Raw genomic sequence first — 16876 nt, forward strand, 5'->3', positions numbered from 1 at the left:
ACCTGTCAAAGCCGTAGTCTAGCAATGGGAAGAATGCCGGTAAGACGGTAAGCATGCACGGCAAGCACCGCCTTTCGAGTCAGTTCGACACCGGCAAAGACTGCAGCAATTATCAGGAGATTGCCGGCCGAGGCAGCTACGAGAAGCAAAGCTGTCGCACAGATGGCTGCAATGATTGTGGTCTTTGCAAACACCACCTGATGACCGGCCATCACCAGGATCGAACCCGACATGCCCAGCAGGCTGCTCAGGATTGTCCCGGCCACAAGGATCGCAAGCAATTTTAGAGTGAGCAGGTCGGCCGTGGGAAACAGACCCTCGTAGAACGGGAAACCACCGACAACGCAGAGTCCGAGCGACAGGCAGAGGATGAAATGCAGCATGGTCGCTTGATTGGCAGTCCGCTGCATCGCCATGCGATCATTGGTCGCAAGTTCTGCAGCAAAGCGCTGTTCGACCACCAGCTGTATTGGCATGGAAGCGAATGAAGCAAGCAACGCCAGCCGGTTGGCAGGGAAATAGGCCGCTGCGGCATCCGCTGAGATACGCTCCCCCACCACGATCACGTCTACGGTGTTCATGGCGACAAGTGCCAGCATCGAAACCGCAATCGTGCCGCTGGAGACGAGATAACTCTTCTGCAAGGCATCGGTTGAGGGCTTCAGGAGCGAACTCCATTTCACCTGCAGGCGCCTTGCCTGCCAGAGAGCGCACAATATGATCGACGAACCGACGAGAATGGCTGCCGCGCCAATCTCGGGTCGCCTACCCAATGCAGCCAAGGAGCCCAACGCGAGAATCGCGACCGCCCGCCAGACGATTTCTCGGGGAGCCATGGCAAGCGCGTAGCGGTTGGAAATACGTGCAGCGCCGGTCAGGGCGGTCATGACGCTGAGGCCGATCGTCATCAGCAAAGCCGCGATACAGACAATGCCAGGGTACCCTGCAAATTTCAGGTAGACCGCGATTGCGAGCCCGAAAATTGTCGACACCCAGGTTACGAGACCAATAACTTCGTTGGGAACTGCAATTTCGGGGGCTTCATCACCATCGACACGCCGATGCGCGACACTCCGGATAATCATTTCCGCCTGGCCAAAGCCGCCAAAGCCTGCGGCCAATGTCGTGAACGACACCAGCAGGGCCAGAACTCCGAAGTCAGCTGCCGGCAACCAGTTCGACGTGCAAGCGACAAAGGCCAGCATCGCCAGAACTGCCCCCGCGCGCAGGAGACCGACGGCGGCGCCTTCCCTGATGAAGCTGTAAAGCTGGTTGCGGGTGTCGCGCGCCATCTTCGCGTCAGACACCGCGATGATCGATCTCGTCAATCGCCGCTTCGCCTTTTCGCACCGTTTGGCTCCTAAGAGGGACATGCTCGGAATTTCCCTTGAGCGATGTGCTCCGGGTGGCGAGTATATGTTTTCTTAAACGAACCAGGTTAAGGGGGGAGGCATGAACGGAAACGCTGTACCCAGGATCCTTCTTGCAGAAGACGATGACGCCATGCGCGTCTACCTCGAGCGTGCGCTCGTAAATGCCGGATATGACGTCGATTCGGTCGATCGCGGTACCGCTGCCCTGCCCCTGCTCGAATCCACCAGCTACAGCCTGCTACTGTCCGACATCGTGATGCCGGAGATGGATGGGATCGAACTGGCCCAGCGATGCAACGAGATCAGCCCCGAAACCAAGGTCATGTTCATTACCGGCTTTGCAGCGGTGACACTGAAAGCCAGCCGCGAACAACCGCATGCGAAGGTGCTTTCCAAGCCCTTCCACCTGCGCGACCTGGTGCTAGAGGTCGAAAGAGTCCTGGAAGAACGGACGGCCGCCAGACTTTGATGTTTTAGGCCTTGCGTGCCCGATACGTGGCCGCTATTGGGCCGCCCTGCCCCGCAGACGGGGCCACATGATGGTGTGGGCGTATAGCTCAGTGGTAGAGCACTATGTTGACATCGTAGGGGTCCCAAGTTCGAACCTTGGTACGCCCACCATCAGCAACTTCCCGATCTGATCGACGACAGAATGGTCCACTCCGCAAGCCGGAGATTGCGATTTGCAGAGCCATGGCTCTCATGACCTCAACACCCTGAATTTCGCCCCCAAAATCCTTCTTCTTGCGGTTGCCAGCGAGAAGACCAGCAGCCATAGGGTCGGTTGAACGAGCAGATGGGTTGCATCTTCGGTTTACGGATAAGAAAACACCAACCGGAAAGCCGTCACGCCCGCGCTCACCAGCCAACTGACGATGAGATTTTAAGTGACGAAAAGAGCTTTGATTACCGGCGTTACCGGCCAGGATGGTGCCTATCTTGCGCGCCTGCTGCTTGAAAAGGGTTATGAAGTCCACGGCGTGAAGCGGCGCTCGTCGTCATTCAATACCGGTCGTATCGAAGACATTTACGAAGACCCCCATGTCGTCGATCCGCAGCTCATCCTCCACTATGGTGACATGACCGATGCGACGAACCTCATCCGGATCGTGCAGGAGGTCCAGCCGGACGAAATCTACAACCTCGCCGCGCAGAGTCACGTGCAGGTCAGTTTCGAAACCCCCGAGTACACCGCCAATGCCGACGCGATCGGCACTCTTCGCCTGCTCGAGGCCATCCGCATCCTGAAGCTTGAGAAGAAGACCCGCTTCTATCAGGCCTCCACGAGCGAGCTTTACGGCCTCGTGCAGGAAGTCCCGCAACGCGAAACCACGCCCTTTTATCCGCGCAGTCCCTATGCCGCGGCAAAGCTCTACGGCTACTGGATCACGGTCAATTACCGCGAGGCCTACGGCATTCACGCGTCGAACGGCATCCTTTTCAACCACGAAAGCCCGCTGCGCGGCGAGACCTTCGTCACCCGCAAAATCACCCGCGCCGCGGCAGCAATCGCCCTCGGCCGTCAGGATCGCCTGTATCTCGGCAATCTCGACGCCAAGCGCGACTGGGGCCATGCGCGGGAATATGTCCGCGGCATGTGGCTGATCGCCCAGCAGGACGAGCCGGACGACTATGTCCTCGCCACAGGCGTGACCACCGAAGTGCGCGAATTCGTACGATGGGCTTTCGAAGATGCCGGTATTCCCATCGAGTTTCGCGGGGAAGGCATCGACGAGAAGGGCTATGCCAAGGACGATGGCCGTCTGCTCGTTGAAGTCGATCCGCGCTATTTCCGCCCGACCGAGGTCGACCTGCTCATCGGCGACCCGACCAAGGCGCGCGAGAAGCTGGGCTGGACCCACGACACCGGCCCCCGCGAATTGGCACGCGAAATGGTGCTCGCCGACCTGGAAATCATGCGTTCGGCCCCTATCGCCAAGGACGCATGATGGGCCAACCCTACAACCTCTCTGGCAAGCGGGTCTATGTTTCCGGTCATGGAGGCATGGTAGGTTCGGCTCTGGTGCGTCGCCTCTCCAGCGAGGGGTGTGAAGTCCTTACTGCCGACCGCTCGGTTGACCTCCGCAACCAGGCAGCAGTCGATGCGTGGTTCGCGGAAAATCGCCCCGATACCGTCATCGTGGCAGCCGCAAAAGTTGGCGGCATCCTCGCCAACGACAGCTATCCGGCGCAATTCCTCTACGACAACCTTATGATCGCAGCCAATTCGATCGAGGCGGCGCGCAAGACCGATGTCGGCAAACTCCTGTTCCTCGGCTCGTCCTGCATTTATCCCAAGCTGGCTCCCCAGCCGATTCCCGAAGACAGTCTGCTGTCAGGTCCGCTCGAACCGACCAACGAATGGTATGCGATCGCCAAGATTGCAGGGATCAAGCTGTGCCAGGCTTATCGCCGCGAGCATGGCTGCGACTTCATCAGTGCGATGCCAACAAATCTCTATGGTCCGGGCGACAACTACGACCTCAACAGCAGTCATGTACTCCCTGCCCTGATCCGCAAGGCCCACACTGCAAAGCAGAACGACGCTGAGAGCATGATGATCTGGGGAAGCGGTACGCCTTTGCGCGAATTTCTCCACGTCGACGATCTCGCCGACGCCTGCGTCTTCCTGTTGCAGAACTACTCCGGCGAGGAACACGTAAACGTCGGTTCGGGAGAGGAAATCTCGATCGGCAGCCTTGCCGAACTTGTCGCCGAAATTGTCGGCTTCAGTGGGCGCGTGGAACGGGATGCGACAAAGCCCGACGGCACGCCGCGAAAACTTATGGATTCGACTCGTCTTCGCAATTTGGGGTGGGCGCCCAAAATCAGCCTCAGCGAAGGAATCGCATCCACCTATGAAGGCGTTCGCGACTTGCTTGACACATCGCAAGTCCGCGAGGTTGTCTGATCCAGGGCTCAATGGCCAGGTTCATGACACGATGAAGTCAGTACCCGAGAGCTACGATGTCCTGGGCGTACCGGTTTCGGTCGTTACAATGGACAGCGCCGCGACCTTGCTCGAGCAATGGTCGACCGACGCCATCGGGCGCTTCGTCTGCGTCAGGGATGTGGCGAGCCTGGTCGCGATATCGGAAGACGAGGAGATCAGCCCACTTCATCGCGAAGCATCGATGATCGTGCCCGACGGCATGCCCCTGGTTTATCTCGGCCGCCGCCAAGGACTTGAGGTTGAACGCGTCTGCGGACCTGATCTCTTCGAGGAGATGATGCGCCGGTCACCTGAAAACAGTCTGGGGCACTTCTTCTTCGGCGGCAAGGACGGCGTGGCTGAAAAGCTTGCCGACAGGATGCGCGCTCGCTTCCCCGGAGTCCGCATTGTCGGCTGCGCGACGCCGCCCTTCCGAGCGATGACACCCGCCGAGCAAGAAGATATCCAAAGGCACATTCGTGATAGCGGAGCCGATATCGTGTGGGTCGGACTTTCTTCGCCCAAACAGGACGTCTGGATGTGGCGCAATTACAGCCACTTGCCACAGACCCTTATCGGGGTGGGCGCAGCGTTCGATTTCCACTCCGGCGAAGTACGGCGTGCGCCGCCTTGGATGCAGAAAACCGGCCTCGAATGGGCTTACCGCATCTCCCAGGAGCCGAAACGCCTGTCGCGTCGCTATTTGAAGTTCGGGTCGAAGTTTCTTTGGTCCCTCGCCCTACGACGCCTGGCGAAGAAATCTTGAGCGCGGCATCGAAAGACAAACTGACCGTCCTTACGGTCCACAATCGCTACCAGCTTGCTGGCGGAGAGGACCGTGTTTTCGAAGACGAAACGACCTTACTCGAGAAGGCAGGTCATCAAGTTCATCGCCTGCAACTCTCGAATGACGACATCGTCGGTCTCGGCGGCAAGCTGGCCAATGGTCTTGGTGCCACTTACAGTTTTCGGGGCAGGAAGCTGGTCTCAGACGCTATTCTCTCCTGTCGCCCGGACGTAGTTCACGTCCATAATTTTTTCCCGAAGTTCAGCCCTGCGATTTTCGACGCGACACTCGAACATGGTGTCGCCAGCGTGCTGACCCTGCACAACTTCCGCATAGCCTGCGCGAACGGCACCCTCTTCAGGGATGGCACCTATTGCGATCAGTGCGTCGGCCAGTCTCCCCTGCCCGCCATCGTTCATCGCTGCTATCGCGGTTCTCGGATGGGTTCGGCCGCAATTGCCGCAATGATCCAGACTCACAAGGCGTTGGGCACTTGGCAGAATAAGGTCGATCGCTTCATCATCCTCACCGAAGCAGCCCGAACAATCTTCGAAAAGGCAGGCGTTCCGTCGAAACGGATGGTAGCCAAGGCGAACCCCGTCTCAATCCACGCCACGACGCCAGCATCGCCCGCCGAGCGAAGCCATTTCGTCTATGCCGGGCGCCTGTCCCCCGAAAAGGGTGCCGGTTTCCTCGTACAGACGTGGCGTGACCGACAGGAACCGCTGCTGATCATTGGTGACGGACCTGACCGGCAAATGCTCGAGAGTATTGCTCCTCCTAACGTGACCTTTCTCGGACATCTCGACCATCAGGCGATGCTATCGAACATCGGCCGGGCAAGAGCCCTTATCGTTCCCTCCTTGTGTCCGGAGATGTTCGGCCTAGTTGCGGTCGAAGCGATGGCAACAGGTACCCCGGTGATCGCCGCGCGGATCGGGGGACTGACCAAGATCGTGACGGATTCCCAAACTGGCTTTCTGTTCGACCCGGGTAATGGCCGCGAACTGTGCTCGGCGATCGACTCTTTGAGCGATGACGATCTGCTCTCCCGCATGATCGGCCAGTCCGTGTTGCGTTACCAAGAAGAATTCGCTCCTGAGCACACTATGGAGGTCCTCGAACAAGTCTATCGAGGAGCGATTTCCGATGCGCGCCAGCGTGCGGGAAAACTCGATCCGGGAAGGACCGGCTCTTGAAACGAAAACGTGTCGTCTTCCGGGCAGAGATCCTCACACACTACAGAGTGGCGTTCCACGAACGCGTTCGGGACCTCCTACATCATCACGAAGTTGACTATGTCTTGCGAGTAGGCACGCCTCGCGGTGACGAAATTGCCAAGATGGACACCGTCGAACTGCCCTGGACCCAGCGAATGCGCTCATACGCCATCGGTTCGAGAGGCAAGCTCCTGTGGCAATCCGGGTTTTCCGATCTCACAGCTGACCTGCTCATAGTGGGGCAGGAAAACCGCATTCTCAGCAATTACCCGCTTCAAGCTTTGCGTCGGTTGCTAACCGCAAAGGTGGCGTATTTCGGTCACGGCAGGAATTTCCAGTCGCGCAATCCGAATAGCCGGGCCGAACGCTGGAAACGCTTTTGGGCAAACAAGGTGGACTGGTGGTTTGCCTACACTCATCAGACCAAGAGCCACCTGATTGATCTCGGCTATCCGCCGGACCAGATCACGGTATTCGAAAACTCGGTCGATACAGCCGAAGTGCAGACCTTGTCCGCCGGACTTTCAGCATCCGATGTCGATCGCATCCGATCCGAATTTGATCTCAATGGCCGAAATATCGGTATCTTCGTGGGAGGCCTCTACGAGGATAAGAGGCTCGATTTCCTGATCGATGCGGCCAAGCGTATCAGGGCCGGTGTCCACGACTTCGAATTGGTAATCGTCGGAGGCGGACCGGAGTTGTCGAGGCTGAGAAGGCTCGCAGAAGGGAATGACTGGATAAAAATCGTCGGGCCTCGTTTCGGAGCCGAAAAAGTAGGCCTCATGAGCCTTGGCCAGATCTTCCTGATGCCTGGTCTCGTAGGACTGGCGATCCTCGATGCGGCGACGATGGGTCTGCCCACGATAACGACCGACTTCCCCTACCACAGTCCGGAAATCGCTTATCTCGAAGACGGTGTTAACGGGATGATCGTTGCAGATTGGCAGGATCCCGCCGCCTATGCCGCTGCAGTCATCGATCTGCTGCGCGATCAGGCCGGTTTGGCATCAATGCAGGACGAGGCGCGTAAATTGGCTGATCGCTACTCGATCGAGGCCATGGCGGAACGCTTTGCGAACGGAGTCCTCGAAGCGCTCGCCAGGCCCTGATCTAAGTACACTCAAAGAGCTTGCCATACTCCGTTGGCCAATAGCGCACTGCGGACGTGGTTTGCGATCGCGACATGCGCTGCGGCTGATGGATGCACGTTGTCCGGCAAATTTGCCGAGTTTGCAGTGAAGGCATTCCCGCAATCGACAAGATGAACCAACGGGTCGGCAAGCTGGGTAACCAGCCCAGCTGCAGCAGCACGCAGGGGGACAAGGTAGGTGGCTTCCGCCGCATCCAGTCTCGGAGCCGGGGCGAGCAGAACCATTGGCGTGGCCGGATACTGGTTCTTCTTCCATTGCACGAGCGCGGCTAGATTGTCCGTGAATTCGCTGATTGACGTATCGTTGGTGCCCAGCATGACCAAAAGGAGATCGAGTTCTCCGACGTTCAGGCTGCCACGGCGCATCGCCGTTGCTCCATGCTTGGCGCGCCAACCGCCGTCACCCTTGACTATCCGCCGGATGTCCTTGCCCTCGCTGCGCAATGATGTGGCGAGGTGCGCATGGAAGAAGTCGCCGCCATAGGCATTGCCGCCGCCTATTGTCGTCGTGCTGATGCTGTCACCCAGCACTAGCATCGTTCTTGGGGCTTCATGGAAGAAGTCGTTCGAAACGAGGCGACCCTGCATTCCGCAGAAGAACGAAAAGTCAGCTCCGGCATTCTGCGGCACTGCCGTCCGCAAGACGTATGACAGCGACTCGCCCTCGCGAAGGAACCCATTGACCGGGACGACGGCCGTCGCTCCAAAAGTTGGCCCCACCATCACAGCCTGCAGAGCGGGACCTGCGGCATTTGCATTCAATTGTGCATCGAGACGTTGGATCCAGATGGTAACATCGCGGGTCGAGCAGATGGTGATCGCTTCAATCCAGGTGGAGCGACCGGGCGGAGGCGTGTAGACACCCAGCGCCTGACCGACGGCGTACGAAGTCCCTGAGTTATCGCCTTTGAAGTAGGTGTTTGTCGCCTGCGAACCCTCGCGGGCCACGCGCTCGACCACGCTCTCTGCCGCTCTCGTCCGCGATTGTATTGGCAAGGGACGATCGCGTGAAACGCCGATTGCTTCACCCTCGCCGAATGAGATGGCGAACTGCGGCACATAACCTGCAGGAGCGACTATGGATTGCTGACTTGGCATGGTCTGTTTCCTCTTTGTTCCAAGCCTCGCCTAGGTAACTGGGAACACTGTAGGAAAGCGAAAACTGCGTCAGCCGCCGGAGGGCTGTCGATTGATCCGCATGGCCAACAGAGCAAGAAGAGCAAGTTCACCCAAAGCCATGGGAATGATGGCGGCCAAGAGGCCGAAATGCGCTGGGGCGAAAGCAACTCCAAGCAGAATCGGCGGCAGGGTAAGCAAGTTGAGTGTGAATATTTCGCGGTAGTGGCCCATTGCCTGATAAAGCGTCGAGTAGGCACCGCGAGCGATATTAGCCGTCGCAAAAAGTGCCCAGGCCCCTGTAAGTGTCGGAACTTCCGAATACGCCTGCGGCACCACCGAGGCCGGAATTCTGCTGGCAGCGAGGAAGACCAAGGCGCTGACAACAGTCCCGACGACCAGGACAATGATTGCAATCTTTCTGGCAAGCTTCGTGGCCGATGTAACGCCTTCCTGGCGATACAACCCCGCGAAACGCACCTGCAGAAGTCGCATTATTCCCGAGCTCATGATCATCACCGGCATAATGAGCATGCGCGACGCCGAAATCTCTCCGACCGATGCAAGGTCGATACTGATGGCCACAATAGTCAGATAGAAGCTTCCTTGGAGCCAAATCACGATCGACCCTGGCAAAGACCAAGCAGCCATGCCGAACAGTGTTCGTCTGGCGTCCGCCGTAATGGTGGCCCCGCTCGTTGCCGCTGCCAGTATGCTGCCAGAAACGCCAATTGCGGACGACACGGCAAGCACCAGCAAGCCCGTCCGCGCATCGATCCGGCCTACGGTCAAATAGATGACGGCAAGGCTTGATGCGCACACAATCGCGAAAACAATCGCCACTCTCAATGCGGCCGCTACCTGAAGACTGGAAACCAGAAGGCTACGCAAGGCATCCCGATAGGAAAGGACCACGAATGCTGCGGCACTCGCAATCGCGATCATGGGAGGCAGACCAAGCAAGATCGCCAGCGCAACGCCAACGAGCGCCGGAATTACCGTCAATCCCAACTGGAGCCGTAGGAAGCCCTTCCCCATAGCTCGCTGTTCGTCCTGCGAATGCCCGCGCGTCAGGACGGTGATGAAGGGAGCGCCGAACAGGGATGCCATCAACACCTGCCCCATGATTACATAGGAATAGGCCAGGCTGAATACGGCGAATTCGGTCTTGCTCGCAGTGAACAGGATGGCGCCCTGCACGAGGAAGACGGCCCCACTGGTTACCAGCGGGTCCAATATGGCCATGCCACTCTTGCGCAAGTTATCTCTGACCACGTCGGTCGCTTTCGGTTTCCATCATCGTGGAGTTCGGACCAACGGTCAGCCTTTGATGTATAGACCGTCGTATTGCAGTAAGCGCAACGATCTCACATCACGGAAGCCGGGAACAATGTCCCATAGCTGGAATCCACAAGAGCGAAGGAATTCGTCAAGCTCTCCCGCCGATTTCTGGCCGTCGTAGAGCTGCATGAGGCTCATCTCAAGCTGGACGCTCCGGATACGCTTCGCAAGACTTTCGCGAGCGCCCTGCAGTACGAGGTGCTCGGCACCCTGCACATCGAGCTTCAGATGAATGGGTTCATCGACAGGAGCTGCCGACAACAACTGGTCAAGAGTCTGCATCGAAACTTCGATAGATCCGATCACGGCACTGCCCGGCGCAGCCTCGACATGCGAATCCAGCATTGGCAGCATCGAACTGCTGACACTGTTTCCCGCTTCATAAAAGGTCACTTGACCAGCTTCAGCTCCGACCACCATGCGTGGTGCAATCGTCCACCTCTCGGAACCGTATTTTGCCGCGATGTCTTTAAGGGCATGCCATGCGATCGGGAGTGGCTCGATTGAGAGGACGTGGCCGAGATAGCCGTTATCGAACAAGGATTTGGCAAACTCGCCGTCATTTGCACCAACGTCGACGACATACTCGATGTTCTGTCCCGCAAGAATTGCTGGAAGACGTTTTCGCCACACGGTCAGTTCGTTCGCGCGTTGGACCTCAAGGCCCATATTTCTGGCGAGAGCCCTTAGTTTGCCGAGAAGTGAGATTCGCGCCTCCCTTGCAGCGCCCTACCTTTGCCGAATGCTGATCGCAAATCGGGGAGATCGCCTTCCACGTTGCATAAGCGCAACCGCGATAACAATGAAGAGTGGGATCGAAAGAACATCCCTCCACTCGTAGGAATAGCCGGAGATCAGGCACCCGATAAGGAAGACGACGGCCACGAGATTTGCTTTTGCGCCATCCTTCTGGGGCGCCGGCTTGAACAGCAGCGAATAGGCAACCAAAATCATGGCTGACGCCAGCGCGAGCATTCCCAGATAACCGGTGTCACCGATTGCACCGAAGAACTGACTGTGCAGACTGGCGTCCCAGCTGGTCAATCGCCCATTGGGAAGGATGAAGGTGAGCGAGGGTCTTTGACCTGCGGGAAATCCAATCGCCTTGATAGTTATCGGTGCATCTTGAATTAGCCCTTGGAATGCATCCCAGATCGACTGACGCGTCGAACGGTTCATCAGGCGTTGTTCGAAGAACGTGGTCAGGTTCGCCGGAAGGATGTTCTCGATACCGATTACAAGGAAGATGAAGAGCCCAGCCACGTTGAAGGCAAACAGGTACAAGAGGGCAATGATACGGGCTGAGATTGATTGCAGCATGAGTATGGCAGCGCTCATCGCCAGAAAGGCAATCAGCGCGGTTCCCTGACCACTCAAGATCAATCCGACCAAAAGAAACAGGAACAGGAAGATCGCCGTCCAACGGCTGACATTCATCATTCCGGCCGCAACCAATGCCCCTGCCAGTGCAAGCAGCATACCGCCGGATGCGGAGAGCGGACGCCCCTCGTTCTGCCCCAAGGTGTCGGCGTAGAACGGGAATCCCGGCGAGATTCCACTACGGAGAATCGCGAGCGTCGCCAAGATAAGGGCGAAGCCAATCAGAATTCTCGAGATTTTTCTGAGGTCTTCATATCGCAGCCCCACAAGGCAGGCAGACGCCATTGCCAAGGGAACGACCAGGGGATTTCGCGCCCAGAACGCAGCTTGCAGGGGATCGATCAATAAGCCACGCAAAAGCGTTATAGCAACTAACGCGATGTAAAAGAAAATAAGAATCTTAATGTTTTGCCGAAAGCTGATCCTGTTTATCAAACAAATGACCGAAAATACCCACGAAAAGAGAGTAATATCAGACAGCCACACGTTATAAGAATATATTTCAAATAACTGAAGGCTGAAAGACATCTCGATGTACAGGTTGCACAGCAATGTCACCCAGATCGCGAAAAGGACAGGTGCTATCCTGGAGATGGTAACGGTTCGACTGCTCTTGCCTGGCAGCGGGGTCGCAGCTCCAACCCAAGAGCCGGTGGCCTGAGGGGTGCCAAAGTCATTCATGGCCAACGACAACCCCAATTGGTGCCGCCGGGGCACCGCCAACCGACATTCCCGGTGGCACATCCTTGGTCACAACGCTGCCAGCAGCAATTATCGCTCCGTCACCGATCCTTACCCCCTTCTGTATGATCGCGCGGGTGCCGACGAACACGTCATCACCAATGACGACAGGAGCGGAGATTTCATTCCATACAGGCTTCGCGTAGCGGCGATTAGTTGCCTCTTTTGGATGGAAATCGGTATCGAAGATGGTCACGTCGGCTCCAAACAGACAACGATGGCCAATAGTGACCGATACGGCACTGCAAATGACGGTCCCGCTCATTCCGCAATCATCGCCAATGCGGATCTCCGCCTCTTCATTCATGCAGCGCAGGATTACCGGACGCGATACGCCCAAGGCGGTGGAATCCGCTCGGCTAACTCCGACAAAGCGATCACCGATCGTTATTCTTGAGCGGCCCGGCCTGAAAACGAGCATCTTGCCGCTGAAACGCGCCGCTCGCCCCAGTTCCACACCGATTGCCCGCAGAAATGCCCGGCCAATCGCGGAATGAACCCTCCAGCGAATTCCCTGGATCTTGGAGGCCAAGTACCTAGTTGCCATTCGACTGCTCTCGTGGGCCATCGCCTCCCAACCGCCAGAACTTGAGCAGGTGGCGATAGGGCAAGAGGAAATGCAGCGGCCACCACCGACCTGAATGCCGGCGCGTGTAAAGCCACCAGCTGCGAGGTGGAAGGCCGTGATGCGTATTCACCTTTCGCCATTGCTGGAAAACCGAGAGGTGCGGCGAACCATATCCTCTCGATGATTTCTCGACATTGGCTTCGCAGACACCGAGCGATCCGGCCAACTGCAGGATAGGGATTCCTGCTGCGGTTGCGCGCAGCCCGTAGTCGATATCTCCGAGATTGTGGAAATACCCAGGTTCATTGATTCCGATCTTTCCTACCACTTCGGCAGGGACAAGAACGATGTTTCCGTTGAACGTGTCTACGGCCACCCGATTGTCGTCAAGGCCGGCGAGTTCCAGCGCAATGGATGTCGGCGATACTCGAGCCGAAATGCCGCCGTAGGTCTGAAGCCCATCCGAGTTTCTTGTTGCCCCAACCAGGATGAAGTGATGGCGACCGCGCTCGCGCTGATCGTCCCATGCCGATCTGAGCTGTTCGATAGCTGTCGGATCGAGGACTACGTCATCGTTCAGCCAGAGAAATGCATCTGGCTCCAGCCCCAGCGATGCGTTCCAGGCGGCATAGAGGCCACCATTCCAAAAAGCCGTGCCATCACCATGCACAATATGCGCAGTCGGCCACACCTCACGTACTGCCGTATCGGTGCCATCACTACTTGCATCGTCGAACAGCACGACTTCGATCTCGAAGCCCTCGCTATTCCGCAATGCTTGCAGCGCCCGCACAGTAGAATCTCGACGGTTATGCGATACCAGCAGTACGGCGAGCCTGGGCATTCCTTCGACGTTGCCAATACTGTCATTCGGCATTTGGGGCGTGACGGTCACATCATGTCCCGCACGGCAAGCCTAAGTCCCTCAACGCGGCCACGCTCCACTTCCACCCGTAGGTGCTGAACCTTGCAATCGGCTGGAACTTCGAAAGAAAAGTCGCCCGCATTCTGTTTTTCCGCGAGGAACCTGCTGCCCTTGCCTTCAACTTCCAGGCAAAACACTCGCGTCAGCACGTCGGCGCGTTTCCGACCCGGTAGCGAAGCAGAGTCACTATCCTTTCTCGAAATGACAATTGTGTGCTGCCCAGGCGCGAAGGTCAGAAATCTGGAGGCTGCTTGCCGACGGAGAAAATTCCTGTTCTCGATCGTCAGAGCGCCCGTACCCAGCATGCGGAGCGAAATCCCGCCGGATCTGGGAAATATCCAACCACGAGGATCATACTCGCGATCCGGATAAGCGAAGCCCAGGCCTTCCGACCCAGGAGACCAGCACTCTTTGGGCCACAGCTGGGAGCCTAGACTATCGCCGTTGACAAGGAGGACACTGGCAATCCTTCCGCGACCATCGCATCCAAGAGCATCGGAACTATTGGACATTGTCGCGATGAGTTCACCCAAAGTATGCCGGCTCGCCGGTGAGACGTAGACGTGCGCAATCGTCGATTGTGCCAGGAAGTCGCTCTCGCCAATCATCTTGGCAAGGTCCGCATGGGTGGCAGGGAATTGCAGCATCGCGTCAAGCGCGGCGGAAATGATCCTTTGGTCGGCCTCAGTCCGCGAAACGGCGTCGAGACGGTTGACCGCTTCCTCGTATTTGCCTTCCGCCAGCGCACTGCCCAGCACAGTTATCTGGACGTACGGGCCACGCCACCCACGCTTGGCCGCTTCGGACAATGCTGCACTCGCCAATTGCATGCGATCGGCCTCTGCGGCCCACTGCGCAAAATGCGAAAGATGGCTGACATCGACTGGCCGAATGCGCAGAATGTCGGAGACCGCATCACCCGCTGAAACGGGGTCTTCGGCCAGCAGCCGTTCCGCGCGCCTTTCGTCGGCAAAACCTCCGAGACCGTGCGGCACGAGCGGCACCATGCGCGTGTTGTCGCGCGCCGCCCTGTCGAACTGGAAGACCGTGAAAGCCCCTGCGATCAGAATGCCGAGCAGCAGGGCAACAACGAAACGCGGGTTGCCGAACTTGCTCATCAGTCCGAACTGCTATGCTCGTACGAATAGTACCCCGAGCCATAGTAGCTGTAAGCGCTACCCGCCTGACGCGGATCGAACTTGGTGAGCACCGCCCCCATCGGACGCGAATTGACCATGGCAAGACGCCCAAGCGCGGAGTTCACCCCGCCGCGCTTGCCCTTCGTCGAGTCAACAACGAGGATCGCCGAGTGGATCTGCGCCGCCATCGACGGAGCATCCGACAATCCGAGTACCGGTGGCGCGTCGAAAATGATGTGATCATAATGTTCGCCAAGCCGTTCGATCAGTCCCTTGATGTCTGCCGTTGCCAGAAGTGCCGAAGGTGCAGGCGGAATCGGGAGTGCTGTCATGAAATCGAGGTTTGGCCGGTCCGACTGGACGATAACTTCGGCAGGGGTCTTCTCGCCGGCAAGGACGGAGGTGAAGCCATCCACTTCGCGACGTCCCGGGAGACGACGATGCAGCGTCGGTCGACGAAGGTCGGCGTCGATCAGCAAAGTACGCTTGTTCAGCTTTGCGAATTCGCGCGCCAACTGCAGCGATGTGGTCGACTTGCCCTCCCCCTGCTGCGAACTGGTGACCAGGATCGTCTTCGGAATGCCATCGGCCGAATAATAGCGCAGGTTGGTTACCAGCGACTGGTACGCCTCGCTTGCGCCGGACTTCGGATCGTCGAGATCATCCTCGATGAATTCACCCTCCGCCATCGGGATCATGCCCAGCAATGGCAGACCAAGCTTTTCTTCAACATCGGTCGGCGTGCGGACGGTATCGTCAAGCAATTCACGCCCGGCGACGAAGAGGCCGCTGAAGATCATCCCGCCGAGGAGAGAAAGCAGCATATTGAGCAGCGGTTTCGGTGAATCCGGTTTGCGCGGAGCCTCCGCAAGGTCGACTATGGAGACGTTGTTCGAGGCCGCGCCGGCGGTGGCACTCAACTCATTGAAGCGCGTCAACAGCGTGTTGTAGAGCGCGCGATCGGTTTCTGCCACGCGTTTGAGCAGGTTATACTGCACGCCGCGGTCCTGCTCGTCCAATGCTTCGCCGCGCGTCGAAGCGAGCCTGCCCTGGATCGAACCCTCGCGTTCGCGAGCGGTTTCGTAATCTAGGCGGATCGTCCGCTTGATCGACTGGCCGAGCGAGGCGATTTGGGAGTCGACATCGCGCAATTGAGCTTCGAGCGCCTGCACATTAGGATGCTCCTCGAGGTGTTTGACACGCTCTTCGGCAAGCGACGCTGCGACCCTGGCCCGTTCCGTCAGCAGCTGCTGCACGGCGGAATTGGCAAGCACTTCGGGGATCGAAAGCGGGGCGATACCTGCGACATTCTGCCAGCGCTTCTCAGCTGCAATGCGTTCGGCTGTGGCGGCAGTAGATGCAGCGTTCAACTGGACCAGTGCATCATTGGTCACCGACAGGGTGGTTTCCTTGTCTGCGTTCTGCCCCTGACCAGAAACACGGATGAGGCCCGCTGCACGCGAATACTGGTTGAGATCGCGCTCGCTCTTCTCAACCTTGTCGCGGGCATCGCTGAGCTGCTGCGCGAGGAACTCACGCGCATAGGCAGAGCTGTCGAACTTTCTCGCGAGATTGCTCTCGAGATAGTTCGAGGCGACCGCATTTGCGATCGAAGCGGAGAGATTGGGATCGCTACTGGAAAAACTGATGCCGATCAGCCTGCTCTGGGTAGGGAGCGAAATCTCAAGATTGTTCAGGAGGAGATCGGCGGCAAGAGAGCGACGAAGGCCGGGCAGGCCCTCGGGCCCGAGATCGACGGCATCGACATTCTCATTGGTCGGATATTCGGCGCCCAACGCGGTGAAGAAATTCGCATTCTCGGCGAGGCCCTCAGACTCGACCACGCGGGTGGCGAGAGCAACCGATCCGATGATGTCCGCCTGCGTGCGAAGGAAGCGATCAGCGTCCTGATAACCCACGGGACTGGTCGATTCCTCGATAATCTTCTCGGTCTCTTGCTCGACCAGAACGCTGGAGGTCGCGACGTACTGCGGGACGGTCAACAAGGTCGCCACAATACCAAGACCGACAAAAGCGGCCATGATCAGGGCGATCCACAGCAGGTTCCGCCGGACGGCGGAATAGATCGCGTGCAGGTCGAGTTCGACCATGCGACCATCGTCACCCGAACTGACATATTCCCTGCCAGGTTCGTTTTGAGGCGGTACCCCGTAGACGGTTGCGGGTTCCAAGGGGCGTGC

At 58.0% G+C, this 16876-nt stretch carries 15 protein-coding genes and 1 tRNA gene; 7 read left to right on the forward strand and 9 right to left on the reverse strand.

Translation table 11 applies throughout. From position 1 onward, the window contains the following. Positions 1-5: 5 nt before the first annotated feature. Positions 6-1328, reverse strand: coding sequence for a lipopolysaccharide biosynthesis protein (locus tag RAM60_RS07155; RefSeq protein ID WP_510640391.1), 1323 nt, complete (start codon positions 1326-1328; stop codon positions 6-8). A 124-nt stretch (positions 1329-1452) separates the two neighbouring features. Between RAM60_RS07155 and cpdR the strand changes: the two genes are divergently transcribed. The 7 genes from cpdR to RAM60_RS07190 all read left to right on the forward strand — a co-directional run bounded on the left by cpdR (position 1453) and on the right by RAM60_RS07190 (position 7424). Beyond that, the gene (cpdR, locus tag RAM60_RS07160; protein ID WP_200984093.1) at positions 1453-1842 is read left to right on the forward strand and encodes a cell cycle two-component system response regulator CpdR; all 390 of its coding nucleotides are present in this window, start codon (positions 1453-1455) and stop codon (positions 1840-1842) included. A 77-nt stretch (positions 1843-1919) separates the two neighbouring features. Then, a tRNA-Val gene (locus RAM60_RS07165) sits at positions 1920-1994 on the forward strand. Between the two features lie 266 nt (positions 1995-2260). Further along, positions 2261-3322 (forward strand): GDP-mannose 4,6-dehydratase, encoded by a 1062-nt coding sequence (gene gmd / locus RAM60_RS07170; protein ID WP_369024972.1) that lies wholly within the window; start codon positions 2261-2263, stop codon positions 3320-3322. After that, entirely contained in the window at positions 3319-4284 is a 966-nt protein-coding gene (gene fcl / locus RAM60_RS07175; RefSeq protein ID WP_369024971.1) for a GDP-L-fucose synthase, read from the forward strand. The genes gmd and fcl overlap by 4 nt, the downstream gene beginning before the upstream one ends. Before the next feature lie 31 nt (positions 4285-4315). Then, complete coding sequence (locus tag RAM60_RS07180) at positions 4316-5071, forward strand: WecB/TagA/CpsF family glycosyltransferase (protein WP_369024970.1); 756 nt, start codon at positions 4316-4318, stop codon at positions 5069-5071. Next, complete coding sequence (locus tag RAM60_RS07185; protein ID WP_369024969.1) at positions 5068-6291, forward strand: glycosyltransferase family 4 protein; 1224 nt, start codon at positions 5068-5070, stop codon at positions 6289-6291. The genes RAM60_RS07180 and RAM60_RS07185 overlap by 4 nt, the downstream gene beginning before the upstream one ends. Before the next feature lie 143 nt (positions 6292-6434). Further along, a complete protein-coding gene (locus RAM60_RS07190) occupies positions 6435-7424 on the forward strand; it encodes a glycosyltransferase family 4 protein (RefSeq protein ID WP_369024968.1) in 990 nt (329 codons plus the stop codon). Between the two features lie 11 nt (positions 7425-7435). On the opposite strand, the gene RAM60_RS07195 is transcribed toward RAM60_RS07190, so the two are convergent. From RAM60_RS07195 to RAM60_RS07230, 8 genes are all read right to left on the reverse strand, one after another. After that, positions 7436-8413, reverse strand: coding sequence for an SGNH/GDSL hydrolase family protein (locus RAM60_RS07195; protein WP_510640392.1), 978 nt, complete (start codon positions 8411-8413; stop codon positions 7436-7438). A gap of 219 nt (positions 8414-8632) precedes the next feature. Beyond that, positions 8633-9826: a lipopolysaccharide biosynthesis protein gene (locus tag RAM60_RS07200; protein WP_369024966.1), complete on the reverse strand. Its 1194-nt coding sequence runs from the start codon at positions 9824-9826 to the stop codon at positions 8633-8635. Between the two features lie 75 nt (positions 9827-9901). Then, on the reverse strand, positions 9902-10591 hold the full coding sequence (locus tag RAM60_RS07205) for an FkbM family methyltransferase (RefSeq protein ID WP_369024965.1): 690 nt from the start codon (positions 10589-10591) through the stop codon (positions 9902-9904). Positions 10592-10651: 60 nt separating this feature from the next. Continuing rightward, a complete protein-coding gene (locus tag RAM60_RS07210) occupies positions 10652-11983 on the reverse strand; it encodes an O-antigen ligase family protein (protein ID WP_369026122.1) in 1332 nt (443 codons plus the stop codon). After that, positions 11976-12575, reverse strand: a complete 600-nt coding sequence (locus tag RAM60_RS07215; RefSeq protein ID WP_369024964.1) for an acyltransferase — start codon at positions 12573-12575, stop codon at positions 11976-11978. Before RAM60_RS07215 ends, RAM60_RS07210 begins: the two co-directional genes overlap by 8 nt. 4 nt (positions 12576-12579) lie before the next feature. After that, complete coding sequence (locus RAM60_RS07220) at positions 12580-13506, reverse strand: glycosyltransferase family 2 protein (RefSeq protein ID WP_510640393.1); 927 nt, start codon at positions 13504-13506, stop codon at positions 12580-12582. Continuing rightward, complete coding sequence (locus tag RAM60_RS07225) at positions 13503-14654, reverse strand: hypothetical protein (protein ID WP_369024962.1); 1152 nt, start codon at positions 14652-14654, stop codon at positions 13503-13505. The genes RAM60_RS07220 and RAM60_RS07225 overlap by 4 nt, the downstream gene beginning before the upstream one ends. Continuing rightward, positions 14654-16867, reverse strand: coding sequence for a GumC family protein (locus RAM60_RS07230; RefSeq protein WP_510640394.1), 2214 nt, complete (start codon positions 16865-16867; stop codon positions 14654-14656). Before RAM60_RS07230 ends, RAM60_RS07225 begins: the two co-directional genes overlap by 1 nt. Positions 16868-16876 lie beyond the last annotated feature (9 nt).

The organism is Qipengyuania sp. RANM35, assembly GCF_041021145.2.
Classification (GTDB): Bacteria; Pseudomonadota; Alphaproteobacteria; order Sphingomonadales; family Sphingomonadaceae; genus Qipengyuania; species Qipengyuania soli.